Source organism: Undibacterium sp. Jales W-56, from assembly GCF_025548535.1.
Taxonomy (GTDB): Bacteria; Pseudomonadota; Gammaproteobacteria; order Burkholderiales; family Burkholderiaceae_D; genus Undibacterium.
In genome coordinates this window covers 441273-464594 of record NZ_JAJLQW010000002.1, presented here as the reverse complement: position 1 = coordinate 464594, position 23322 = coordinate 441273, and the positions used below count along the sequence as shown (strand labels likewise).

22 protein-coding genes and 1 pseudogene are annotated in these 23322 nt (G+C 52.3%); 18 read left to right on the top strand and 5 right to left on the bottom strand.

Annotated features, from left to right (window positions below; all coding sequences use genetic code 11):
* Positions 1–252 precede the first annotated feature (252 nt).
* From hemC to ppa, 5 genes are all read left to right on the top strand, one after another.
* Positions 253–1257 (top strand): hydroxymethylbilane synthase, encoded by a 1005-nt coding sequence (gene hemC, locus LPB67_RS08010; RefSeq protein ID WP_410482716.1) that lies wholly within the window; start codon positions 253–255, stop codon positions 1255–1257.
* A 13-nt stretch (positions 1258–1270) separates the two neighbouring features.
* Complete coding sequence (locus tag LPB67_RS08005; protein ID WP_262836595.1) at positions 1271–2065, top strand: uroporphyrinogen-III synthase; 795 nt, start codon at positions 1271–1273, stop codon at positions 2063–2065.
* Entirely contained in the window at positions 2062–3225 is a 1164-nt protein-coding gene (locus LPB67_RS08000; RefSeq protein WP_262836594.1) for a uroporphyrinogen-III C-methyltransferase, read from the top strand. The genes LPB67_RS08005 and LPB67_RS08000 overlap by 4 nt, the downstream gene beginning before the upstream one ends.
* A gap of 14 nt (positions 3226–3239) precedes the next feature.
* Positions 3240–4436, top strand: a complete 1197-nt coding sequence (locus LPB67_RS07995; protein WP_262836593.1) for a heme biosynthesis protein HemY — start codon at positions 3240–3242, stop codon at positions 4434–4436.
* A 110-nt stretch (positions 4437–4546) separates the two neighbouring features.
* Complete coding sequence (ppa, locus tag LPB67_RS07990) at positions 4547–5080, top strand: inorganic diphosphatase (protein ID WP_262836592.1); 534 nt, start codon at positions 4547–4549, stop codon at positions 5078–5080.
* A 92-nt stretch (positions 5081–5172) separates the two neighbouring features.
* On the opposite strand, the gene LPB67_RS07985 is transcribed toward ppa, so the two are convergent.
* Together LPB67_RS07985 and LPB67_RS07980 are read right to left on the bottom strand one after the other, a co-directional pair.
* Entirely contained in the window at positions 5173–6153 is a 981-nt protein-coding gene (locus LPB67_RS07985; protein ID WP_262836591.1) for a serine/threonine protein kinase, read from the bottom strand.
* A 108-nt stretch (positions 6154–6261) separates the two neighbouring features.
* Positions 6262–7416 (bottom strand): GNAT family N-acetyltransferase, encoded by a 1155-nt coding sequence (locus tag LPB67_RS07980; protein ID WP_262836590.1) that lies wholly within the window; start codon positions 7414–7416, stop codon positions 6262–6264.
* 80 nt (positions 7417–7496) lie between these two features.
* On the opposite strand from LPB67_RS07980, the gene LPB67_RS07975 reads away from it, so the two are divergent.
* Positions 7497–9125 (top strand): NAD+ synthase, encoded by a 1629-nt coding sequence (locus LPB67_RS07975; protein WP_262836589.1) that lies wholly within the window; start codon positions 7497–7499, stop codon positions 9123–9125.
* A gap of 54 nt (positions 9126–9179) precedes the next feature.
* Positions 9180–9518: a P-II family nitrogen regulator gene (locus tag LPB67_RS07970; protein WP_262836588.1), complete on the top strand. Its 339-nt coding sequence runs from the start codon at positions 9180–9182 to the stop codon at positions 9516–9518.
* 152 nt (positions 9519–9670) lie between these two features.
* On the opposite strand, the gene LPB67_RS07965 is transcribed toward LPB67_RS07970, so the two are convergent.
* Positions 9671–10312 (bottom strand): Smr/MutS family protein, encoded by a 642-nt coding sequence (locus LPB67_RS07965; protein ID WP_262836587.1) that lies wholly within the window; start codon positions 10310–10312, stop codon positions 9671–9673.
* A gap of 18 nt (positions 10313–10330) precedes the next feature.
* Positions 10331–11287 carry a thioredoxin-disulfide reductase gene (trxB, locus tag LPB67_RS07960; RefSeq protein ID WP_262836586.1) on the bottom strand — a complete coding sequence of 319 codons (957 nt, stop codon included), beginning with the start codon at positions 11285–11287 and terminating at the stop codon, positions 10331–10333.
* Positions 11288–11645: 358 nt separating this feature from the next.
* Between trxB and LPB67_RS19100 the strand changes: the two genes are divergently transcribed.
* The 8 genes and pseudogenes from LPB67_RS19100 to LPB67_RS07920 all read left to right on the top strand — a co-directional run bounded on the left by LPB67_RS19100 (position 11646) and on the right by LPB67_RS07920 (position 18740).
* A complete protein-coding gene (locus LPB67_RS19100) occupies positions 11646–13979 on the top strand; it encodes a DNA translocase FtsK (RefSeq protein WP_316685159.1) in 2334 nt (777 codons plus the stop codon).
* 75 nt (positions 13980–14054) lie between these two features.
* Positions 14055–14714 carry an outer membrane lipoprotein chaperone LolA gene (lolA, locus tag LPB67_RS07945; RefSeq protein ID WP_262836585.1) on the top strand — a complete coding sequence of 220 codons (660 nt, stop codon included), beginning with the start codon at positions 14055–14057 and terminating at the stop codon, positions 14712–14714.
* Complete coding sequence (locus tag LPB67_RS07940) at positions 14711–14920, top strand: hypothetical protein (RefSeq protein ID WP_262836584.1); 210 nt, start codon at positions 14711–14713, stop codon at positions 14918–14920. The genes lolA and LPB67_RS07940 overlap by 4 nt, the downstream gene beginning before the upstream one ends.
* On the top strand, positions 14913–16217 hold the full coding sequence (locus tag LPB67_RS07935; protein ID WP_262836583.1) for a replication-associated recombination protein A: 1305 nt from the start codon (positions 14913–14915) through the stop codon (positions 16215–16217). The genes LPB67_RS07940 and LPB67_RS07935 overlap by 8 nt, the downstream gene beginning before the upstream one ends.
* 96 nt (positions 16218–16313) lie before the next feature.
* Positions 16314–16487, top strand: a complete 174-nt coding sequence (locus LPB67_RS19185; RefSeq protein WP_410482721.1) for an SMEK domain-containing protein — start codon at positions 16314–16316, stop codon at positions 16485–16487.
* A 65-nt stretch (positions 16488–16552) separates the two neighbouring features.
* Positions 16553–17732, top strand: a pseudogene (locus LPB67_RS07930) (IS3 family transposase).
* A 94-nt stretch (positions 17733–17826) separates the two neighbouring features.
* Positions 17827–18189, top strand: a complete 363-nt coding sequence (locus tag LPB67_RS07925; protein WP_262836582.1) for a hypothetical protein — start codon at positions 17827–17829, stop codon at positions 18187–18189.
* Between the two features lie 239 nt (positions 18190–18428).
* The gene (locus LPB67_RS07920) at positions 18429–18740 is read left to right on the top strand and encodes a hypothetical protein (RefSeq protein ID WP_262836581.1); all 312 of its coding nucleotides are present in this window, start codon (positions 18429–18431) and stop codon (positions 18738–18740) included.
* A gap of 312 nt (positions 18741–19052) precedes the next feature.
* Here the strand turns inward: LPB67_RS07920 and LPB67_RS07915 are convergent, their stop codons facing one another.
* The gene (locus LPB67_RS07915; protein ID WP_262836580.1) at positions 19053–19229 is read right to left on the bottom strand and encodes a DUF2145 domain-containing protein; all 177 of its coding nucleotides are present in this window, start codon (positions 19227–19229) and stop codon (positions 19053–19055) included.
* A gap of 77 nt (positions 19230–19306) precedes the next feature.
* Between LPB67_RS07915 and serS the strand changes: the two genes are divergently transcribed.
* The 3 genes from serS (at position 19307) to LPB67_RS07900 (ending at position 23308) form a co-directional block, all read left to right on the top strand.
* A complete protein-coding gene (gene serS / locus LPB67_RS07910; protein WP_262836579.1) occupies positions 19307–20605 on the top strand; it encodes a serine--tRNA ligase in 1299 nt (432 codons plus the stop codon).
* A gap of 447 nt (positions 20606–21052) precedes the next feature.
* Complete coding sequence (locus LPB67_RS07905) at positions 21053–21940, top strand: hypothetical protein (RefSeq protein ID WP_262836578.1); 888 nt, start codon at positions 21053–21055, stop codon at positions 21938–21940.
* A 36-nt stretch (positions 21941–21976) separates the two neighbouring features.
* Complete coding sequence (locus LPB67_RS07900) at positions 21977–23308, top strand: hypothetical protein (protein ID WP_262836577.1); 1332 nt, start codon at positions 21977–21979, stop codon at positions 23306–23308.
* Positions 23309–23322: the final 14 nt, after the last annotated feature.

The following is a 23322-nucleotide window of genomic DNA, read 5'->3' as shown; positions in this document are numbered from 1 at the left end:
CTAATCAAGCGAGCGTTTGCCCGCTTCATTGGCACATAAAAAATGCCGCGCATTGGGGCGGCATGGTGATGGACTGTATTCGGTATTGCTTTCAGGGGCAGATTGGTTCGGTGGATTCGTTACTTTAGCGTGCCGCTAGCTTACCATATCGGATAAGTCATTTTTGCTGCGCCATGATGCCGCCAGCCTCAATATTTTGTCAAGTTGGCCGATCCGTATGCGTGATCTGCACCATAGTCTAGTGGTGTACGCATGATAAAATTCGGCACTATTTTACTGAAGGTTGTTGTCTTGAACGCATCTCATCCCACCAAATTAGTCATTGCTTCGCGCGAAAGCCGGCTCGCCATGTGGCAGGCAGAGCATGTCCGCGATCGCCTGGCGGCACTGTACCCCGATTGTGTAATCGAAATCCTCGGTATGACCACACGTGGCGACCAGATTCTGGATCGCGCTTTGTCCAAGGTCGGTGGCAAAGGTTTGTTCGTGAAAGAACTTGAAGTGGCGATGGCAGAAGGACGTGCCGATCTGGCAGTGCACTCGCTGAAAGACGTGCCTATGGATTTGCCCGAAGGTTTTGCCTTGGCCGCCGTGCTGGAACGGGAAGATCCGCGTGATGCCTTCGTGTCCAACGATTATGCCGGTCTGGATGCTTTGCCTGCCGGCGCTGTCGTCGGCACCAGTAGCTTGCGTCGTCAGGCTTTGATTGCGGCACGTTTCCCGCAGTTGATTATTCGCCCTCTGCGCGGCAATCTGGATACGCGTTTGCGCAAGTTGGATAGCGGCGAATATGCCGCGATTATTTTGGCGGCGGCCGGTTTAAAACGCCTGGGTTTGCCAGAGAGAATTCGCGCCTGCCTCGAACCTGCGCAAAGCTTGCCGGCGGCTGGGCAAGGTGCCATGGCGATTGAAATCCCGGCGCATCGACCGGAGCTGGCGGCCTGGCTGGCCGCTTTGAACCATGCGCCAACCGAGCAGGCCGTCAGTGCAGAGCGTACCGTGTCTAAAGCCTTTGGCGGTAGCTGCCAGATTCCGCTGGCGGCATTCGCCACCATGTCGGGCGGCGTGATGCAGTTGCGCGCGATGGTCGCGACGCCCGATGGCAGCCGCATTGCGACTGCCGGCGTCAGCGGGGCCGTGCATGATGTGGCGACTGCGCAGGCTTTGGGGCAGCAGGTCGCGCAGGCGCTGGCCGACCAGGATGCCGCAGCGATTTTGGCTGCGTGTAAAGTGGAACCCCTTGACACCGCTGGCTAATAATTCTTCCGCTATGCCGAATCCTGTCGTTCTTACCCGTCCTGCCGAGCAGGCAGCAGATTTTGCTGCGCGCATTTCCGCCATGGGACGTGTTGTGATTCCCTTTCCCCTGTTGGAAATTCACGGCCTGGATGACTACGCCGAGCTGGACCGTGTCTTGGCAAATTTAGCCGATTTTGCCTTGATTGCTTTCGTCAGCCCGAATGCGATCCGTGCTGTTTTTTCCCGCATCAAGAGTTTGCCTCCGCAACTCGCGGTAGCGGTGATGGGGCAAGGCAGTCTGGCGGCGCTTGCTGAATTTGGCGTCCAGGCGAACGATACGAGTAATGCAAACACAAACAAGACGACGATCTTTTATCCACGCAATCCTGAGCGTACCGATTCAGAAACCTTGCTCGATGAATTGGATCTCCCGGCGTTACAAAGCAAAAAAGTATTGATCGTGCGCGGCGAGACCGGACGTGAATTGCTGGCAGAACGTTTGCGTGCGCATGGCATTGATGTCACGCAGGTCGCAGCTTACCGCCGTGCCGCACCTGTTTTCACGTCGGCGCGCCGCCAACTGCTGACGGAGATGCTGGAATCACAAAATGACTGGATCGTCACAAGTTCCGAAGCATTGCAGACGGCAATGGTTTGGGCGCAGCAGCTAGGCCACATTAATTTCGTGGCAAAATTGCAACACCAACATTTAATTGTGCCGCACGTTCGTATTGCTGAAACTGCGCAACAATTAGGTTTTAAATCGATCACTCTCTCAGGTTCTGGCGACGAACATCTGCTTGTCGCGTTACAATCTCGTCTATGAACGACACGCACTCATCATCCGACACCATATCGATGGATAAAACGCCTGAAACATCTACATCACAGACTTTGCCCCAGATTCAGCCTGATGGTGCGAAAACCCTGGGCTGGACCCAGCCAGCCTACATCGTGGCAGGCGTATTGGCCGTGTTGTTGGCCGCTAGCTGGTGGTCTTCGCAAAATCAGATCAGCGCCTTGCGCGAAGAAGTCGCCAAGCGCCTGCAAACGGCAGACAGCACCAGCAGCGAAACCAAAGTCCTGGCCAGGACGGTGCAAGAGACCAGCAAAGAAATTCAAGCCAAGGTCACTTTACTGGAAGGCAAACAGACTGAAGCGCAGGGACAGCAGTTGGCTCTGGAGCAGTTGTATCAGGACTTGTCCAAAAATCGCGACGAATGGGCTCTGGCTGAAATCGAGCAAGTGCTGGCGACCGCCAGCCAACAGCTTCAACTGGCGGGCAATGTGCAGGGCGCCTTGATCGCTTTGCAAAACGCGGATAGCCGCCTGGCGAAATCCGAAAAACCGCAATTCATCACGATACGCCGGGCCATCGCCAAAGATATAGAGAAACTCAAGGCTTTGCCTGTGCTTGATTTGACGGGTATTGCTTTGCGACTCGATAGCGTCATTGCGCAGGTCGATCACATTCCTTTGTGGGCGGATGAAAAATCGGTGGTCTCAGCAACGCCGCCGAAGGCGCCGTTACGGGTCTTGCCAAGATCGTCCAGCGTGAGCAAAAGCGGCAAGAAAACCGCAGCAGATGAGATCCCGGAAAACACCTGGAGCATGCGTGCACAGGATGCCTGGCAAAGTTTTTCGAGCGAGATGTGGAATGAGGTCAAACAGTTGATACGCGTGCGCAATGTTGAATCACCTGATGCCTTGTTGCTGAATCCTTCGCAAAGTTATTTTGCGCGTGAGAATTTGAAATTACGTTTGCTGAATGCTCGCCTGGCGCTGTTGTCGAGGAATGAAAGCACCTTCCGCAGTGACATGATTGCGGCGCAAGATGCGATCACCAAATATTTTGATACGCGTGCCAAGCAGACGCAAGCCGTGCAGGCTTTGCTGAGACAGGTTCAGGGAAGTAATTTGTCGATAGAGATGCCGACCTTGTCAGATAGCCTGAATGCGGTTCGTAATTACAAAGTGAAGCCTTAAGGGTATTTGAGAATATGCGTCTTTTTATCCGGCTTGTGATTTTATTTTCGCTGGCAGTTGGCCTGGCTGTCGGTGCGCGCTTCAATCCCGGCAATGTGGTGTTGTTTTATCCGCCGTACAGGATCGATCTGTCGCTGAATTTTTTCCTGTTCTTGATGCTGGTCTTGTTTGTGGTGCTGTACCTGGTCATCCGCACCATCGTCACAACGCAAACAATGCCGCGCAAAGTTGCAGCCTATCGTCAGGGCAAGCGTGAGCGCGACGGAAATAAAGCCTTGCGGGAATCGCTGAAAGCCTTATTTGAAGGGCGTTTCGGGCATGCTGAAAAAGCGGCCTTGCGTGCCATCGAATTGCCGGAAAACACCGGCGTCGCCTCATTGATCGGTGCGCGCGCTGCACATCATATGGGCCAGTTCGAGCGGCGCGATGCCTGGTTTGCCAGCATCGAAGACGATGCTCCACATAAAACTGCGCGCCTGGTCAGCATGACGGAATTGCTGGTCGATCAGCATCAGGCCGAGCAAGCCCTGGAAGCCGTCAAGGAATTGAACGCCAGCGGCACGCGCCATATCCAGGTACTGCGCTGGGCTTTGAAAGCCAATCAGCAAGCCAAGAAATGGCCTGAAGTATTAAAACTGGTGCGCACTTTGGACAAGCATCGCGCACTGCATCCGGCATTATCGAATCGTTTGCGTGAACTCGCTTATGAGGATTTGCTCAAGGATCACGGCCATGATGTCGAATCCATCCGGCGCGTCTGGTATGAAATCCCTGCCGCCGACAGAAAAAATCGCTTCGTTGCCTTCACTGCGGCGAAGACATTCAACGCCCGCGGTTTGCATGAAGATGCCAGAACCATTGTCGAGAAGACGCTGGTAGAAGAGTGGGACGACCGCTTGATGCGCGTGTATCGCGATGCTTCGGCCGCCGAAGGTTCTGCCGCCTTGTTATCGCAGATTGAACATTGCGAGCGCTGGACCGAGCAACGACCTACCGATCCTGAGCTGGCTCTGACCTTGGGTACTTTGTGCCTGAAACAAAAATTATGGGGCAAAGCACAACGTCATATGGAGCAAGCGCTGTCGGATGCGATTGAATCCAGGACCGTGCGCGAAGCCAATCTGAAACTCGCACAACTTCACGAGGCCTTGGGCCAGGCTGAAGAAGCAGCGCAACATTATCGCCAGTGCGCGATTGCAACATTGTTATAGAGCAATCGATTTGAGGATGTTGCTGCGCACAATCCGAAGCACGAATTGCGCCTGAAAACGGCTATAATCCATCCCCATCACAGTTTTGATTTTTACTTTGAAAGAGCACTATGAGCTTGAATAACGTTCCTGCCGGCCGCGACTTGCCGAAAGACTTCAATGTCATTATTGAAATCCCGATGAATGCTGATCCGATCAAATATGAAGTCGATAAGGATACCGGCGCGATTTTTGTCGACCGTTTTATGGGTACGGCAATGCACTATCCATGCAACTACGGATATGTGCCGCAAACCATCGCCGGCGACGGCGATCCGGTAGATGTGTTGGTGATCACACCTTTCCCTTTGATCCCTGGCGTGGTTGTGCGTTGCCGCGCGGTCGGCGTGTTAAAAATGACCGATGAAGCTGGTAACGATGCCAAAGTATTGGCGGTGCCTGTGGATAAAATCCTGTCGATCTACTCACATTGGCAAAAACCGGAAGACATGAACGAATTGCGTTTGCGCCAGATCCAGCATTTCTTTGAGCATTACAAAGATCTGGAAAAAGGTAAATGGGTCAAAGTCGAAGGCTGGGGCGGTCCAGATGAAGCGCACGCAGAAATCATGGACGGCGTCGCCAACTACGCCAAGGCAAAATAACCGGCATCTTGAATTTGAACGCCCATTAATAATTGGTATTCACGAATAACAAAAAGGCACAGTTTTCTGTGCCTTTTTATTGGACGATGGATTTATTTCAGCAGATACGCCGCAACCAGTGCGATTGCTGCGAACAATGCGACCCAACTGATCCAGGAAATAGTAGGTTTGTCCTCCACGCTGGCGCTACTGCTGTCATTGCCGCCTTGTTTGCGCTTACGTTTTAAGCGTTGATCCCGTTCCAGAACTTTTTGCAAGGATTGCGCCATTTCTGCAGCGCTCGCATAACGATCCGCGGGATTTTTTTGCATCGCTTTTAATACAATATTCGACAGACTGACAGAAACATTCGGATTCAGCTCAGACGGCGGTTTGGCTTGTTTGTGCGCGATCTGGTGCAGGAGTTTGTCCAGGTCGTTCGATTGAAACGGTTTTTGTTGCGTCAGCATCTCGTACATTACTGCACCCAGCGAATACACATCGGTCAAGGCGTTGACCTGTTGACCCATGGCTTGTTCCGGCGACATGTAATTCGGTGTGCCCAGAATATTATTATTGAATAAGGTTTGCTGGGGATTATTCGGGTCAGCCAGGATGCGATTCGGCGCACGGGCAATACCGAAATCCACGACTTTCGGTTGTTTGTTCGGCAGTATGAAAATATTCGCCGGCTTGATGTCGCGGTGTATCACGCCATTATCATGGGCATAGGCGAGTGCTTCGGCGATTTTGTGGATGATATTCGCGGTCTCGATGCTGTCGAAACGTTTGCCGCTTGCCAGCAATTCCCGCAAATCCTGACCTTGCAAAAATTCCATCGCGATGAAGGTCGTGCCTCCCTCGCTGGAGGCATCAAAAATCGTGACGATGTTGGGATGAGACAGCCGGCCGGCGGCACGGGCTTCGTTAATGAATTGCTGTTCCCGCTGTTTTTTATCCGCAACACCGTGGCTGGTGCCGAGTATTTTGATGGCAACGGCGCGATCAATCACTGGATCATGACCTAGAAATACGGCGCCATTCGACCCTTTACCTAACTTGTCGGTCAGATAAAAACGGCCAATTCGGCGCATAGGCAATCCCTGTGCAGAGCTTTGAACGCTGGATGGAGTAGTCGAAGAAGAAGTCATGAATACAGCATGCCTTGGACGGAGAAGAAATTCAAGTGTTTATAAAACGAATTATTCCTTTGGGCTTTTAAAAGGGATGCGATCATTGAGTTCGTTCAAATAATCAGCGACGCCATTTGTCTCGCGCTCTAAAAAATGGGCAACCGCATCGGAGAACTCAGCTTGCGCCAAAAAATGGGCGGAACAGGTTTTTTGCGGCAGGAAACCGCGTGCCATCTTATGCTCACCCTGGGCGCCGCCTTCAAACAAGCCGATTTTTTTAGCGATACAAAACTCGATCGCCTGGTAATATGCGGTTTCAAAATGCAGGCAAGGTACTTGCTCAATACAGCCCCAATATCGACCATATACGCGTAATTCATCATACACCAGCAGGGATGACGCGATTTTCCTGCCATTGCGTTCAGCGAAGATAAGATGAAGGTGCTGAGGCATGCTGGCCCCGATTCTCAAAAAGAAATCGAGATTCAGGTAAGGCGATGAATGATGGTCGGCATAGGTATGGTCATAGCAACGCTTGAAGAAGCGCCAGTCTTCCTCCTGCATTTCCTCGCCGGGAATATGGCGGAACGTGACGCCTGCCTCAGCCACTTTGCGACGTTCGGCGCGAATATTTTTTCGTTTTTTCTGTTCCAACTGGGAAAGAAAATGTTCAAAATGGAGGTAATCTTGGTTTATCCAATGGAACTGGATCCCGGCTCGGAGTAAATAAGCTCTTGTCTGTAACAGCTCGGCTTCTGACTGAGTGGGGAAGAGTATGTGGATTGACGAGTAAGCGCCGCTTGCTTGCTGCGCCTGGAGCGCGTCCAGTAATGCAGTACGCGCCTCCTGATCCCGGGCGAGCAGGCGATTGCCAGTCACAGGGGTAAATGGAATCGCCGACAGCAATTTGGGATAATAGTGAAAACCATGTCTTTGATAGGCATCGGCCCAAGCCCAATCGAATACATATTCGCCATAAGAATGCGTTTTTTCGTATAGCGGCATAGCGGCAAGCAAATGGCCGGCATCCCAAATCGTCAGATAGCGAGGCTGCCAGCCAGTGTTCGCCGAGGCCGACCCTGACTCATGTAAAGCGTGCAGGAAAGCGTATGACAGGAAAGGGTTGCCGTTGCTCTGCTGGCTAAGTAAAGCATCCCATTGGTTTGCTGATATTGCTGACAACGAATCGAGCACTCGCGTGCGATAATGTATTGGTTTCGACATGCTGTTCGTATTATCCCTATTTCAAATTCAATTCAAATTCAATTTTCTTCATCAATTTTTTCGAATTCAGACCAAGTGCTATGACAGTCAAAGTTGCAATCGCCCAGATGAACAGCGTGGTCGGTGATCTCGCCGGTAACGCTGCGCAAATTATTCAATATGTTCAACGCGCTTTTGAACAGGGTGCGGATATTGTCGTCACGCCTGAATTATCGTTGGTTGGTTATCCGCCTGAAGATCTGTTATTGCGCAGTGCATTCTACGCAAAAACTCAAGAAACCTTGCTGAGTCTTGCTAACAGTCTGGCGAGCGTGCCGGATGTGTATGTGCTGGTCGGTCATCCAGAGGAGAGTAATGGTGTTCGCTACAACGCGGTCTCAGTGCTGTGCAATGGCGCTATCGTCGGCCGCTATTGGAAACACGACCTGCCGAATGATATGGTCTTTGACGAGAAGCGCTATTTTTCGTCAGGCACAGAAACCTTAGTATTTGAAGTGAAGGGCACCCGTTTTGGGGTGAATATTTGCGAAGACACCTGGTATCGCAATGCGCCCGGCCTGGCACGTCAGGCTGGCGCTGAGGTGCTATTGGTGCCGAACGGCTCGCCATACCATATGAGTAAGCAGCATCAGCGTTACGATGTCATGCGCGCCAACGTTACGGCTCAAGGCATGTCCTTGGTCTATGCGAATTTGGTCGGCGGGCAGGATGAGTTGATTTTTGACGGTAATTCTTTCGTCATGAATCAGCAAGGCGTGTTGCTGACGCAGCTCAAGCATTGTGAAGAAGACTTACAGATCATCGAGTTTGACGGTGCCACACCGCTTGTGACTAAAGCCAAGCTATCAGAACAAAGCCATGCAGCCACCATCGAGGCGCTGGTGTATCAGGCGCTGGTATTGGGGGTGCGTGATTATGTCGGCAAAAATGGCTTCCCCAGCATTGTGCTGGGTTTGTCCGGCGGGGTCGATTCTGCCCTGGTGCTGGCGATTGCCGTGGATGCTCTGGGTGCCGACAAGGTCAGGGCGGTCATGATGCCTTCCCCGTATACGGCAGAGATTTCCTGGCTGGATTCGCGGGAAATGGTGGAGGGCCTCGGCGTGCGCTATGATGAAATATCGATCGCAGATTGTTTTAGCGCCTTCCGCAACACACTGAGTCAGGAATTTGCCGGTCTGGCAGAAGATACGACTGAGGAAAATATTCAGGCCAGGATACGTGGCACTATCCTGATGGCCTTGTCGAATAAGTACGGCTCTATCGTGTTGACTACCGGTAATAAGAGTGAAATGGCGGTCGGCTATTGCACTTTGTACGGCGACATGGCGGGTGGTTTTGCCGTCATCAAGGATATTGCGAAAACACTGGTATACCGTCTATGCGCTTACCGGAATACTCTGTCGCCGGTGATACCTGAGCGTATCCTGACGCGCGCGCCCTCTGCTGAGTTGCGACCGGATCAAAAGGATCAGGATTCATTGCCACCTTATGAAGTGCTGGATGGCATCATGCAGCGTTATATGGAAGAAAATCAAAGCCGTGCCGAGATTATTGCAGCCGGGTATCGTGAAGAAGATGTTGAACGAATTACGCGTTTGATTAAAATTAATGAATACAAGCGCCGTCAGGCGCCGGTCGGCATCAGGGTCACGCATCGTGCCTTCGGACGCGACTGGCGCTACCCGATTACTTCAAAATTCCGTGATTGAGTGCAATATATTTTTATCGATCACATTTCAAGTTACAAAATTCAAGGATAAAAAATGAAACAAATTACCGCAGTAATTAAACCCTTCAAACTTGACGAAGTACGTGAGGCACTGGCTGAAGTCGGCGTCACCGGATTGACTGTGACGGAAGTCAAGGGTTTCGGTCGCCAGAAAGGGCATACAGAGCTTTATCGTGGCGCAGAATATGTCGTCGATTTTTTACCGAAAGTCAAAGTCGAAGTCGTGGTTGATGACAATGTTTGTGACAATGTGGTGGACGCCATCATCAAAGCCGCTCATACAGGCAAAATCGGCGACGGCAAAATTTTTGTGCAAAACGTGGAACAGGTAATCCGCATTCGTACCGGTGAAACTGGTTCCGATGCTGTTTAGTGCCAAATAAACCGATTGGTCGACCTGTTGCCCGCATAGACGGGCCTGGCGCTGGCTTGATGTTATTGCTCCGTTGACGCAAGCCAGGCCGACGTTAGTCTCGTGACATTGGTACTGCTATTGACTTTGATTCATGCAGATTGACGGCGATTTTAGGCAGACTTCAGCAGCACAATCAGCGCGCCGGAACCGCCGTCCGGCGCAGTTGCCTGGCTGAATGCCAATACTTCATCTTTTTGGATCAACCAGTTTTTTACCTTGTTTTTTAACACAGGCTCTTTGTTGATGGATCCTAGGCCTTTGCCGTGAATAATCCTGACGCAGCGATGTTCATTGCGTAAGCAGCGGCGCAAAAACTCACCGAGACTGTCTCTGGCCTGATCGCGGCGCATGCCATGCAAATCGAGTTGTGCCTGTATCGTCCAATGACCGGTGCGCAATTTCTTCGCGACGTCGATACCGACCCCCGCCCTTGTATAACTCAGGCCATCATCGGTATCGAGCAAGCTGCTGGCGTCGAATTCGTCTGACAGCGACTCGTGCAGCGCCGCACGCTCATCGGCGATGTGCTGAAAGGGAATGGGTTGTGGGTGAACTATGGGCGCGCTGTGTTTGGCCGCCGTTTTCAGCGGCGCTACTTCACCAACGCTATTGCGGAAAATATTCGCTTCCAGCTTGGCCTGATGCTCGCGCTTGATGCGTTCAGCCACTTCTTTTTGGCGCAGCTCTTCTCGTTGTTTTAGTTGCTGACCTAAACTTTTCAGGTCAGCAAAATTTTTTAATGAAGCAGGCATGGGAGAAAAACGACTCGATCAGGTTTCCAGGTAGCGTTGCGCATCCAGCGCCGCCATACAACCGGTACCGGCACTGGTGATTGCCTGGCGATAGACATGATCCTGCACATCGCCTGCGGCAAACACGCCTGGGACGCTGGTAGCAGTTGCCATGCCTTCGAGGCCGGTCTTAGTCTTGATATAGCCGTTATGCATGTCGAGCTGACCTTCGAAGATGCCGGTGTTCGGTTTGTGGCCAATCGCGATAAACAGGCCATGTAAAGTCACATCGCTGACGCTGCCGTCCTTGACGGACTTGATCTTGATGCCGGTCACGCCGGAGTCGTCGCCGACGACTTCTTCCAGAGTGTGATTCCACTTGATTTCAATTTTACCTTCGGCGACTTTGGCCATCAAGCGGTCGATCAGGATGGCTTCCGCACGGAATTTATCGCGACGGTGCACCAGGGTGACCTTGCTGGCGATATTCGACAGGTACAAGGCTTCTTCAACTGCCGTGTTGCCGCCACCGATGACCGCGACTTCTTTCGCGCGATAGAAGAAACCGTCGCAGGTCGCGCAGGCAGAAACCCCTTTGCCCATGAATGCCTGTTCTGACGGCAGGCCCAGATATTGGGCGGAGGCGCCGGTTGCGATGATCAGGGAGTCACAGGTGTATTCCGCCTGGTCGCCGATTAGGCGGATCGGTTTTTCGTTCAATTTGGCGGTGTGAATATAGTCGAAAATGATTTCTGTATTGAAGCGCTCCGCATGTTGCAGGAAGCGTTGCATCAATTCAGGACCCTGGACGCCCATCGGGTCTGCCGGCCAGTTTTCGACATCGGTGGTCGTCATCAATTGTCCGCCTTGCTCGACGCCGGTAATCAAGACGGGCTTCAGGTTCGCGCGAGCCGCATACACCGCTGCCGAGTAACCTGCAGGGCCAGAACCGAGGATCAAGACATGAGCGTGTTTTGGTGTTGTGGGAGTTGACATAAGCTAACCTGAAAATGATGTTGAAATGAGGTATGAATGATGTAACGACGATAGGTGCAGGCAAAACAGCAGGCAAAAGCACGTAATAACCGGAAATCTACTCTTTACAGATGACAGAAATGGCGCTGACCGGCAGAATTTCAAGGGAAATCGATGATTTTGCATTCCCGCTATCATGCAGGACAATAACAAGGCGAGATTATAGACGATTACAGCGAGCCGGACTTTGCGCCCCGGTTTTCCGGTGCCAAATGCGGGGATTGAGGTGGGAAGCGCAGTCAGATTTGGCGACACTTATCAGGCATGCTATCTTATGCTGGTTTTTCACTTGATTGCGTCTGGCGGTTTATCCTGAAATATGACTACTAACAATAACGAAGCCTACACACGCAACCGCAATAAAACCCCGGCACCGCCTCTGCCGAATCGCCTGGTGATTTTATTGACCGAGGCGCGCTGGATGGTGTTTGCCGCGTTGTGCGTTTATCTGGTCTTGATCTTGTTTACATATAACAAACTCGACCCGGCCTGGTCGCATGCCAGCGTGGTTCCCAAGATTCATAATGTCGGCGGCAGAGTCGGCGCCTGGTTCGCCGATCTGTTTCTGTTCATCTTTGGCCTGTCCGCATGGTGGTGGACGGTCGTCCTGATTCGCCTGGTATGGGAAGATTATCGTCAGCTAAGCAAGCGTTTTTTGGTGGAAGTCGATCACGAAAAAGCCCACCAGTACGAAAAATTCATCCAGGCAGCAGGATTTACCTTGTTGATGATAGGCAGTATGGGGATCGAGTATCTGCGCATGTACTCGCTGAAAACGCCGCTGCCGCGGGCACCTGGCGGCGTGTTGGGTGAATTGGTCGGGACTGTCGCCTTCAATGCGTTTGGTTTCACCGGATCGACCTTGCTGTTGCTGCTGTTTTTTGCGCTCGGACTGAGTTTGTATTTCCATATTTCATGGTTGCAGATTGCAGAAAAAATCGGCGCCGGTATCGAAGGTGCATTCAACTTCATTCAACATAAATATGCGGCACGCGAAGATCGGCGTGTCGGTCAAACCGCCGCCGTCAAACGTGAAGAAATTGTGGTGACCGAGCGTGCCAAGATCGTTGAGGCACCACCGATTCGTATTGAACCGCAGGTGGTGTCGGTACAAAAATCCGAGCGCGTCGAGAAAGAGCGCCAGGTTTCTCTATTCAACGATATGCCGGACAGCCATTTGCCGCCGCTGTCGTTACTGGATGATGCGCCGCCGGCGCAAGAAACCGTCAGTATAGAAACCCTGGAATTCACCAGTCGCCTGATTGAGAAAAAACTCTCGGACTTTGGCGTAGATGTGAAAGTGGTTGCCGCCTATCCGGGGCCGGTTATTACTCGTTATGAAATCGATCCGGCGACCGGTGTCAAAGGTAGTCAGATCGTTGGTCTGGCACGCGATCTGGCGCGTTCTTTGTCGCTGACCTCGATCCGTGTGGTGGAGACGATTCCCGGCAAAAATTATATGGGTCTGGAATTGCCGAATCCTAAGCGGCAGATCGTGCGCCTGACCGAGATTTTGGGGTCGAAAGTGTATAACGACAGCGCCTCGAGCCTGACCATCGCGCTCGGTAAGGATATCGGCGGGCATGCCGTGGTGGCCGATCTGGCCCGCATGCCGCATCTGTTGGTGGCCGGTACCACCGGCTCCGGTAAATCGGTCGGCATTAACGCCACGATTTTGTCACTGCTGTATAAGTCCGACCCTAACGATGTGCGCATGATACTGATTGATCCCAAGATGCTGGAGATGTCGGTATACGAAGGTATTCCGCATTTGCTGGCACCGGTGGTGACGGATATGCGCCAGGCCGGCCATGCCTTGAATTGGGCCGTGGCTGAAATGGAGCGCCGCTATAAATTGATGTCGAAACTGGGTGTGCGTAATCTGGCCGGCTACAATGCCAAGATTACCGAAGCCACCAAGCGTGAAGAGCATATTCCGAATCCGTTCAGCCTGACGCCGGATGCGCCGGAGCCTTTAGAAAAGTTGCCGACCATCGTCATCATCATCGACGAGCTGGCGGATCTGATGATGGTCGTCGGCAAGAAGGTCGAAGAATTAATCGCCCGTATTGCACAGAAAGCGCGTGCCGCTGGTCTGCACCTGATCCTGGCGACGCAACGCCCATCGGTCGATGTGATTACCGGTCTGATCAAGGCGAATATTCCAACCCGTATCGCGTTCCAGGTCAGCAGCAAGATCGACTCGCGTACGATTCTCGATCAGATGGGTGCAGAAGCCTTGCTGGGCATGGGCGATATGCTGTACATGCCGCCAGGCACCGGCCTGCCGGTACGCGTGCATGGTGCTTTTGTATCGGATGAAGAGGTGCACAGGGTGGTGCAGCATTTGAAGGCGCAAGGGGAACCAAATTATATTGAGGGCATTCTGGAAGGCGGTGTTCTCGAAGAAGGCGGCGAAGCCGGTGCCGCGCCCGGTGAGGGCGGTGGCGAGGCGGACGCCTTATACGATCAGGCGGTCGCGATCGTACTTAAAAATCGTCGTGCTTCGATTTCGCTGGTGCAAAGGCATTTGCGCATAGGCTACAATCGCGCCGCCCGTTTGCTGGAGCAGATGGAGGCCAGCGGCGTCGTCTCTACCATGCAATCGAATGGCAATCGTGAAATCCTGGTACCAGCCGGGAATACTGAGTAAGCACAAAATCAGCAGTAAACGGAACCAAGGCATTGGTTCTGTACATGAAACGGAATCTCTGTGAAAAAAAATGGTATGAATTTCAAATCGGACAAGCCGGGTCGCTGGCTTGCAGCGCTGACACTCAGCGCATTAAGTTTGCCGTTATGTTTGCCGTTATTGGCGCAAGCGGCGGCGGTTGAGCAATTCAAAACCTTTGCCGCCGGTAGCAAAAGCGCCAAAGGCGAATTTATCCAGCAACAAATCAAGATGGTTGATGGCAAGCCGAAAGTCACCAAGACATCGACCGGCAATTTTATTTTTGCACGCCCAGGCAAATTTATCTGGACCTACCTCAAACCTTACGAACAGACCTTGCAGACCGATGGCGAGCAACTGTATATCTACGATAAAGACCTGAACCAGGTCACGATTAAAAAGATCGGTAGTGTCTTAAGCGCCAGTCCAGCCGCGATTTTGTTTGGCGGCGGCGAGATAGAAAAAAGCTTCCATCTCAAAGAAGCCGGTAGTAAGCAGGGACTGGAATGGCTGGAAGCCGTACCTAAGGAAAAAGACCCTAATTTCGAACACATCGGTATCGGCATGAAGGACGGTGTGCCGGTCGCGCTGGAGTTGCGCGACGGTTTTGGTCAGGTGTCCCTGCTGACACTGAAAAACATAGAAAAAAATCCCGCGATCAAAATAGATCAATTCAAATTTATCGTGCCTGCCGGAGCCGATGTTTCTCGACTATGAATGCAGCACGTAACATCCCGGTGCCGCTGGCGCAGCGCATGCGCCCAGCCAATCTGGACGAGGGCATTGGGCAGCGGCCTCTGTTAGGCGATGAAACCCATCGTTTCAACAAAGCAGTCAAACACTTTATCGATCAATTGTTGAGCAAACTGATGGTGCGGATTTTAGAGATGTCCCCTGTTCCAGCGGGGCGAAATCATGTCTGATCTCTTCAAAGTGGAGCCTACCCCGCCACTGGCAGAGGCGCTCCGGCCCAAGACCCTGGATGAGGTGATCGGGCAGTCGCATCTGCTGGGTTCAGGCAAACCGCTCCGCCTGGCTTTCGAGTCGGGTAAGCCGCACTCCATGATCCTTTGGGGGCCGCCTGGTGTTGGCAAAACCACCTTGGCACGCCTCACCGCCACTGCCTTCAAGTGCGAATTCATCGCCTTGTCCGCCGTCTTTTCCGGTGTCAAAGATATCCGTGCTGCCATGGAGCAGGCCGAGCAGAATCTTTCTATGGGCAAGCACACCATCTTGTTCGTGGACGAGATTCACCGGTTTAATAAGTCCCAGCAAGACGCTCTGTTGCCCTATGCCGAATCCGGACTCGTCACCTTCATTGGCGCAACCACCGAGAACCCTTCTTTTGAAGTGAACTCGGCCTTGCTGTCGCGTGCTCAGGTGTATGTACTCAAATCGCTTACGGAAGACGAGTTGAAGCAACTTGTAGCGATCGCACAGGATAAGGCGCTCTCTCATCTTCATCTGGAAGACGCGGCGATAGATACCTTGGTTGGCTATGCCGACGGCGACGCTCGTAGATTACTCAATCTGCTGGAGCAGACCAGCACCGCAGCGAAAGCAGCAGGCACCACGCAGATCACCCCAGAGTTCATCCAGAATGCGCTCACCCTGAATGCCCGCAGGTTTGACAAGGGCGGCGACAATTTTTACGACCAGATTTCCGCTCTTCACAAGTCAGTTCGCGGCTCCAATCCTGACGCCGCGCTCTATTGGCTATGTCGCATGTTGGACGGCGGCGCCGATGCCCGATACCTGTCGCGCCGTATCGTTAGAATGGCATGGGAAGATATCGGACTGGCCGATCCACGCGCTATACAGCTAGCCAACGATGCGGCAACTACCTATGAGCGACTTGGTTCACCGGAAGGCGAGCTGGCCCTTGGGCAGGCCGTGATCTATCTGGCAATCGCGGCCAAGAGCAATGCAGGTTACAACGCCTTCAACCAGGCAATGGCATTTGTGAAGCAGGACAAGTCGCGTGAAGTGCCTGTTCACCTACGCAATGCACCTACCAAACTCATGAAAGAGCTGGGCTACGGGCATGAGTACAGATATGCTCATGACGAACCCAATGCCTATGCTGCTGGTGAAACCTACCTTCCTGACGGCATAGAAGAACATGGCTGGTATCAACCAGTTCCAAGGGGCTTGGAAATCAAGATCGCTGAAAAACTCGCTTTATTGAAGAAGTGGGATGAGGAAGCGGGAAAAGAATAATTGCAGGAGGCTATTTCACTGGTCAGATCATCGATGCGCTGACGGCGGTTTCCCAGCCGGTCAAGAGCAGGGCTGGTCTTCAGCTTTTTGATCTGAATCCGCTACCTTGAGAATTTTTTCAAAGACATCCTGAACATCGTTTATGGCTACAAGCTGATCAACCTCAACGAAGAGCGATCAAACAATCCGGGCTTGGCTTGGGCGATGAAGCGGGTCGGGGAATTTCCGAAGCTTCTAAATTTTTTCCAGAATATTGTGACGGTTGAATGAGCTTCCCCTGAAATTTAGTCTGCCACAGGTGACGTAAAATTAACGTTACTTGAGAAAGACAGAAAATGAAGAGAATACCGAAACAAGCGTACACAACCGAGTTCAAGGAACTGGCGGTCAAACGCGTCCAGGATGGTGAATCGGTTGCGGTCGTGGTCAAGGAGCTGGGGCTGGGCGACCAGACGCTGCGAAACTGGATCAAGGCGGCCGCCGAAGGAAAACTCAAAGGCGCCAGCAGTAAAGTGGTGACGCCAGAGGCGATGGAACTCTCCAGACTGCGTGCGGAAAACGCCCGCCTGAAGCGGGAGAATGAAATCATAAAAAAAGCAGCGGCGTACTTCGCGAAGGATGTTCTGTGAAGTACGCCTGGATGGACGGTCAAATCAAGAGCTATGCGTTGACCGAAATGTGCGTCGTCCTCAACGTCAGCATCAGCGGCTATCGGGCGTGGAAGCGTGGCGGCACACCTGAGCGCAAACGGTTGACGGATGCGCAGATGCTTGCGCTGATACGCGCCATTCATGCCGAACTCAAGGGTGCTTACGGCAGTCCGCGCATCGTGCGCGAACTGCGGCAGCGAGGCTTCACCGTTGGCAAGGAGCGTGTCGAGCGTCTCATGCGAGAAATGGTATCCGTGCCCGTCATAAACGGCGCTATAAGGTCACCACGGACTCCAAACATGGTTTGCCGGTGGCGGAAAATCTGTTGAATCGGAATTTTACGCCGACCGCCCCCAACCAGGTCTGGACGTCGGATATCACCTACCTGTGGACCACCGAGGGTTGGTTATATCTTGCAATTGTTCTGGATCTGTTCAATCGGGAGGTGGTCGGCTGGTCGCTCAAGCCGCGCATGACGAGCGATATTGTGACGGATGCTTTGACGATGGCCTGGTTTCGCCGGCGACCGGACGCCGGCCTTATGCATCATTCTGACCGCGGCAGTCAATACGCCAGCCAGGCCTTTCAGGACAATCTCAAGAAATATGGCATGACGTGCTCGATGAGTCGCAAAGGGAACTGCTGGGACAATGCGCCGACCGAGAGCTGGTTTAACAGTTTCAAGAACGAGCGATACCATGGCGTGCGTTACGCTACCCATGCTGAAATGAAGGCAGCCAGCTTCGAATATATTGAAGTCTTTTATAATCGAATCCGTCAGCATTCAACGCTCGGCTATCAATCGCCGGTGCAGTATCTCAATCACTGGAAGCGTGACCAAAATCAGGAAAAACTGGCTGCATAAAATTCATCTGATGGCAGACGAAATATCGAGGGAACCTCAGAATTCAAAAGTAAGGAAAAGGTAAATATTACAGACGGAAGAGTAGGAGGAGATTATGAAAAGCGGAATGAAACTTGTTGTGATGGCCGCGCCTGCTGGATTTTTGTTCTTGATTACGATGCTGGCTATGCCTGGCAGCGCGGCACAGGCGACTGTGCCAGCAGACGATGAATCGCCGGCCTTCAAGCGTGCCTTACCTGAACACTATTTCAAATGTCATACCGACAGCGAATGTGTGATGGTTCAAGGGTGGTGTTCTACCTTCTCCATCAACAAAGCATATGCTGACAACTACAACAAGATCCCAAATGATCCAAAAGGAAAGGCTTCAAGGCAATGTCCTCCAGGATGGCTACCGCCAAATCCCCATCCTGTTTGTGTGAAGAGTAAATGCTCAATCATTAGCAATCTGAAATAGTGTTGGAAAAGAAGATGTAAAGATGCACCCTGTAGGGTATGAACCAGTTCCGAGAGGCTTGGAGGGTAAGATCGCTGAGAAGATGGCTTTTCTTAAAAGTCTTGGTGATGAAACGAACAAAAGAAGTAGCTTACTTCTTCTATCCTGACGGCTTTCTTGTCGTTGACCTTGTGTTGCCATAGAATGGATTTGAATACCTCAAATATCCCCCTGGATTCAAGCAAAAAAAGGAGCAAATCATGCATTTGAAAACTCTCGTCACTGGCATCGTCCTCCTGTTAGGTATGCCAATCTACGCGCCCTTTGTTGACGCACAGCAGATCTTGTCGGATCAGCGGAAGGCAGATAAACAGTTCACTGTTTCTGCGGGTAATAGCCAGAAGGACGACGGACAAAGAGACCAAAAGAATGATGGGCCGCAAGGCCAGAAAGATGACGGACAAAGAGGCCAAAAGGATGACGGGCAGCAAGGCCAAAAGGACGATGGGCAGCGAGGCCAAAAGGATGACGGACAGCAAGGCCAGAAGGATGACGGGCAGCGAAACAAGTAGACAGGTCAGGGATTAGAATCTCTCAGTTCTTGCTTGTAACGGCGTTCATCGCTTTGTTATAGGTTTCAACAAGAATCAGCAAGACGGCGCGCGGCTCAAATCTTGGGATCAGCCGGTGCCGCGTGGACTGGGAATCACCGGCAAACTCGCCTATTTACGTTTTCTGGATGATGAAGCAGCATCCGGATCTTGATTTGTGCGGCGTCTGAAGTTTCTAGTTGAAAAAATATACTCCACTATAGTATTTTTTAATATACGCAATACTTATGTGCGGATCGCGGCACATTTTTAGGAAAAAATGGGGAGTATATATTATAGATAACTTAAAACCCGCTTACTTTCCAACGCTCGGCGCTGTTCCATAAAGCCGACAATCGAATCGACCGTGATCGTATCAATCTGACCTGCCATGCGTCGATCAAACGGGTGATCGACGGACGTGACGTTCGCCCGGAACATCCTTGCGCCTATCGAAGTTTGGGGAAACAAGCCTGCCTTGGTACAATATGCGGCTAATTATCTTTGCATTACTTTTGCATCTACTTCTAACCTGGCTCAAGCATTCCATGATCGACATTCAACTCCTACGCAAAGACATCGAGACCGTTGCCGCCCGTCTGGCGACCCGCAAGTTTCAATTGGATGTGGCGACTTTCAATGCGCTCGAAGGCGAGCGCAAACAGATACAAACGCGCACCGAAGAACTGCAAGGCAAACGTAATTCTCTCTCCAAGCAAATCGGTATGCTCAAAGGCAAAGGCGAAGATGCATCCGTCCAGATGGCCGAAGTCAACAGCATCGCCGATGAATTGAAAGCCTCTGAAGTGCGCCTGGGTGAAGTGCAGGCATCGATGAGCGAATTCATGTTGACGATTCCGAATCTGCCTGATGAATCGGTGGCTGTCGGCGAAGATGAAACCGGTAACGTCGAAGTACGTAAAGTGGGGACGCCGCCAGCGTTTAATTTCGAGGTCAAAGATCACGTCGATATCGGTGCCGGCCTCGGCCTGGATTTTGAAGTCGCGGTTAAATTGACGGGTTCCCGTTTTGCTTTGCTGAAAGGCGGTATCGCCCGTCTGCACCGCGCCTTGACGCAATTCATGTTGGATACGCAAACGCTGGAACACGGCTACACCGAATGCTATACGCCGTACATCGTAAACGCAGACTCCATGCGCGGTACCGGCCAGTTGCCGAAGTTTGAAGCAGATTTGTTTGCGGTGAAAAAAGGCGGACAAGAAGGCGAGGGCGAGACCCTGTACCTGATCCCGACCGCCGAAGTGTCATTGACGAATACCGTGCGGGACGAGATCGTCAGCCTGGAGAGTTTGCCGATCAAGATGACCGCGCATACCCCATGCTTCCGCTCGGAAGCCGGCAGTGCAGGGCGCGATACGCGTGGCATGATACGCCAGCATCAATTCGATAAAGTGGAATTGGTGCAGATCGCCCATCCGGAAAAATCTGCCGAAGCCTTGGAAGAAATGGTCGGCCATGCCGAAGCGATTTTGCAAAAACTCGGTCTGCCTTACCGCGTGATGAGCCTGTGTACCGGCGACATGGGTTTTGGCTCGACCAAGACTTACGATCTGGAAGTCTGGTTGCCGGCGCAAAATACCTACCGTGAGATTTCCTCTATCTCGAATATGGGCGCATTCCAGGCGCGGCGCATGCAAGCACGCTTCCGTAATGCGCAGGGCAAACCTGAGCTGGTGCATACGCTGAACGGTTCTGCCCTGGCAGTCGGCCGTACCCTGGTAGCCGTGCTTGAGAACTACCAACAAGCCGATGGCAGCGTGCTGATTCCGGCAGCATTACGCCCGTACATGGGCGGCATAGAGGCTTTACTGCCCACAGCAAAATAAGAGTGCATTTCTGAAAAAACGGCCTGGATGCGCAATCATCCAGGCCGTTTTTTTCGTGATTCAAGAGCAATTTCAAGCGCAATTTTGATCGAACTTTTGATCTGGTCCAGGCAATTTTTTTGCCGCTGTCCAATCTCCGTTTTTTCGGAATACTTCAATTGGAACCTTCTTATATCGCCATATGTCGTCATTAGAGTTTTTATACTAATGAGATTTTGATCTGCGTGTTTGTCTATGTGCTTCTATGGAGAAACGTCGTTTTCCCGCCTCATATTTTGTTGCATTGCAAATTGACAATGACACCCGCTCGTTCAGATACTGCGTTCCGATCAGCTGGCGCGCATTTCGACTTCGCTGATTAATTTGTTCCCGTTTCTGCGTCATGGTTCTTAGGTGGATTTACTTCAAGTGGTTTTACTTGTCCATGTTTTACTAGAGGGGATTTAAATGGCGAAATTATGTCGATTATTTGCAGCGGTGTTGTTCCTGGCGCTGAGTGCGATGTCCAGCATTGCCAGCGCGACCAATTACACTTTATGGATCAATGGCCGTACCGGCGGCGGTGTGGTCGGCGACTACAATAGCTTCACGTATTGGGGACCGTCGTCCACGGCGGCAGGCATTAATAAAAAATCCGTCAACTGGGACGGTTACAACAGCATTTCTTCCCAGAACGGCAAAATCCGCGATGCGCTCGATTGCTTCTGCACAGGTTCCAACTGGTGCTATGTCGCGACGCATAGCGCAGGCGATTTGATGATGGGTTATACCATGGCGAATTATGGCGGCTCCACCAGGACCGTTAAAAATGCTACCGCCAATGCATCCGGTCAATGCGGCGATGCCGGCGCCGGCACCCAGGTCGGCTGGAACATCAAATGGGTGCGTGCCGCATCCGGTGCGGGCGGCGGGTCTGAGCTATCTGATGTGGGATCATGGTCAACCTCAGAGCCTCTGGTGAAAGACTTGAAAACCACCACGGCGCGAGCGATGTACAACCACAATGAAACGCGCAACGTCTGGTTCTATATGTATGCCGGGGCTAAAGGCACATTCTATTCGGGTATCTTGCCGGGGCAGGACGATGAGGCCGTGGCCTACCATAGTTCCGGCGGCGTATCCGGTTCTGCCGGCGCGGCATTTTGCAATCCGAGTGACTGGTTCTGCAATGACCTGACCATGGGTACCGCGGCAAACGAAGGGGGAAGCACCAAGTGGAGTTATCATTCCGTCTCGTTCCGCGACGATGCCGAAGCCTACAATCACTACGCCAACAGTAATTGGCAAGGCATCATCTCGGTGGTGCGAACGGCCATGGTCAGCAGCGCGATATAAGTCCAGTTAGATTCGATTTAAAAACGCGATTTCAATATGCGCTCCAAAAAAGACGGCTCCAAGCAGGTTGCTAAACCTAAGCGTGGAGCCGTTTTTGAACCAGTCAGTGGCAGGCGTCACTGGCTGGTGCGGCATTGGCGCCCCGCATTGATTGCATCGGTATTAATGATCGTTGTCGGCGCCTGGTGGTTTTCTGCGGGACTGGAATCCGGCCTTGCCAGCGCCGCGCCAAAATCAGTGAATTCGACTTTTTTAAAAATGCCGCAAGGACAGGGGAACTCAGACGTGCTGATGTCAGCAGCCGAGCGCGAACAGCGTCTGGCCGAATTGGCCAAACAAGTCGAGTTGGCAGATCACACGCTGTGCAGCTATCGCAAGGGCAGCCAGTATCCGCAAGAATCCAGGCCGATCGCCGAGCACCCCGATCAGGTTTACCCCAATCAGCCAGTAGAAGAAAAACATGCGATGCGCAAAGAGAACGGACAGGCAGATAAACATGTGCAGATCCAGACCTCGCAATCCCATATCTTTTTAGCCAGTCGTGAGAGCGTCACTTTCTCGCTCAAGGCCAGCGATGAGGATGGAAAAGCTTTACCGATATTCGTCACGCGCGCAGTCGCCCGCGGCCTGACTTTTCAGGGCAGCAGAGAAGCGCCGCAAGTCCCGGTGAGTTTCGGTGACGATGGGAGCAACGGCGACCTGATCCCCGGTGACAATACCTACACTGGTAGCTTGTCGCCGGCCATGACAGGCTTCGCCCAATTCAATGGCACGATACGGCTGGAAGTGAAATACAACGTCGGGGATCGCGCCGGCATCGTGTTTTTCGATGTGATCTATTCACCTGAAGTTCCCGCCACCTGGGCCGGATCGATACGCGAAGCGGTCGAGCAAGGATCCCTGAATTTTTATATGAAAGCCGATATTCGCCAGGCAGGGCGCTACGTAGTCAGCGGCAGGATTGATGATGCCAAAGGCAAGCCGTATGCCCTGGCGACTTTCAACGACGTATTGCCGCAGGGCGCAACCGAAATAAAGCTCAGCGTATTCGGTAAATTGATGCGCGATCAGGAACCGGCTTTTCCTCTAACACTCAGGGATGTCGACGCGTATCTGCTCAAAGAAAATACCGATCCCGACCGCGCCCTGATGTCGCGTATCGTCGGTCCGGCATACACCTCAAAAACCTACAGCACAAAAACATTCTCCGACGCCGAATGGCAAAGCCAGGAACGTTCCCGCTACCTGAATGAATTCAGCAAAGACCTGAATCAAGCCCAAACCGCAATGCTGGAAATGAACCCAGCGCTCACAAAGGCATCTCTGCCGCGCAGTGACTGCACCATCGCAATGGAAGCCAAGCTCTAGGAAATGGTCATGCA

Coding starts and splice junctions, on each gene's coding strand:
- hemC (WP_410482716.1), top strand. CDS start 253: ATGATAAAATTCGGCACTATTTTACTGAAGGTTGTTGTCTTGAACGCA.
- LPB67_RS08005 (WP_262836595.1), top strand. CDS start 1,271: ATGCCGAATCCTGTCGTTCTTACCCGTCCTGCCGAGCAGGCAGCAGAT.
- LPB67_RS08000 (WP_262836594.1), top strand. CDS start 2,062: ATGAACGACACGCACTCATCATCCGACACCATATCGATGGATAAAACG.
- LPB67_RS07995 (WP_262836593.1), top strand. CDS start 3,240: ATGCGTCTTTTTATCCGGCTTGTGATTTTATTTTCGCTGGCAGTTGGC.
- ppa (WP_262836592.1), top strand. CDS start 4,547: ATGAGCTTGAATAACGTTCCTGCCGGCCGCGACTTGCCGAAAGACTTC.
- LPB67_RS07985 (WP_262836591.1), bottom strand. CDS start 6,153: ATGCGCCGAATTGGCCGTTTTTATCTGACCGACAAGTTAGGTAAAGGG.
- LPB67_RS07980 (WP_262836590.1), bottom strand. CDS start 7,416: ATGTCGAAACCAATACATTATCGCACGCGAGTGCTCGATTCGTTGTCA.
- LPB67_RS07975 (WP_262836589.1), top strand. CDS start 7,497: ATGACAGTCAAAGTTGCAATCGCCCAGATGAACAGCGTGGTCGGTGAT.
- LPB67_RS07970 (WP_262836588.1), top strand. CDS start 9,180: ATGAAACAAATTACCGCAGTAATTAAACCCTTCAAACTTGACGAAGTA.
- LPB67_RS07965 (WP_262836587.1), bottom strand. CDS start 10,312: ATGCCTGCTTCATTAAAAAATTTTGCTGACCTGAAAAGTTTAGGTCAG.
- trxB (WP_262836586.1), bottom strand. CDS start 11,287: ATGTCAACTCCCACAACACCAAAACACGCTCATGTCTTGATCCTCGGT.
- LPB67_RS19100 (WP_316685159.1), top strand. CDS start 11,646: ATGACTACTAACAATAACGAAGCCTACACACGCAACCGCAATAAAACC.
- lolA (WP_262836585.1), top strand. CDS start 14,055: ATGAATTTCAAATCGGACAAGCCGGGTCGCTGGCTTGCAGCGCTGACA.
- LPB67_RS07940 (WP_262836584.1), top strand. CDS start 14,711: ATGAATGCAGCACGTAACATCCCGGTGCCGCTGGCGCAGCGCATGCGC.
- LPB67_RS07935 (WP_262836583.1), top strand. CDS start 14,913: ATGTCTGATCTCTTCAAAGTGGAGCCTACCCCGCCACTGGCAGAGGCG.
- LPB67_RS07925 (WP_262836582.1), top strand. CDS start 17,827: ATGAAAAGCGGAATGAAACTTGTTGTGATGGCCGCGCCTGCTGGATTT.
- LPB67_RS07920 (WP_262836581.1), top strand. CDS start 18,429: ATGCATTTGAAAACTCTCGTCACTGGCATCGTCCTCCTGTTAGGTATG.
- serS (WP_262836579.1), top strand. CDS start 19,307: ATGATCGACATTCAACTCCTACGCAAAGACATCGAGACCGTTGCCGCC.
- LPB67_RS07905 (WP_262836578.1), top strand. CDS start 21,053: ATGGCGAAATTATGTCGATTATTTGCAGCGGTGTTGTTCCTGGCGCTG.
- LPB67_RS07900 (WP_262836577.1), top strand. CDS start 21,977: ATGCGCTCCAAAAAAGACGGCTCCAAGCAGGTTGCTAAACCTAAGCGT.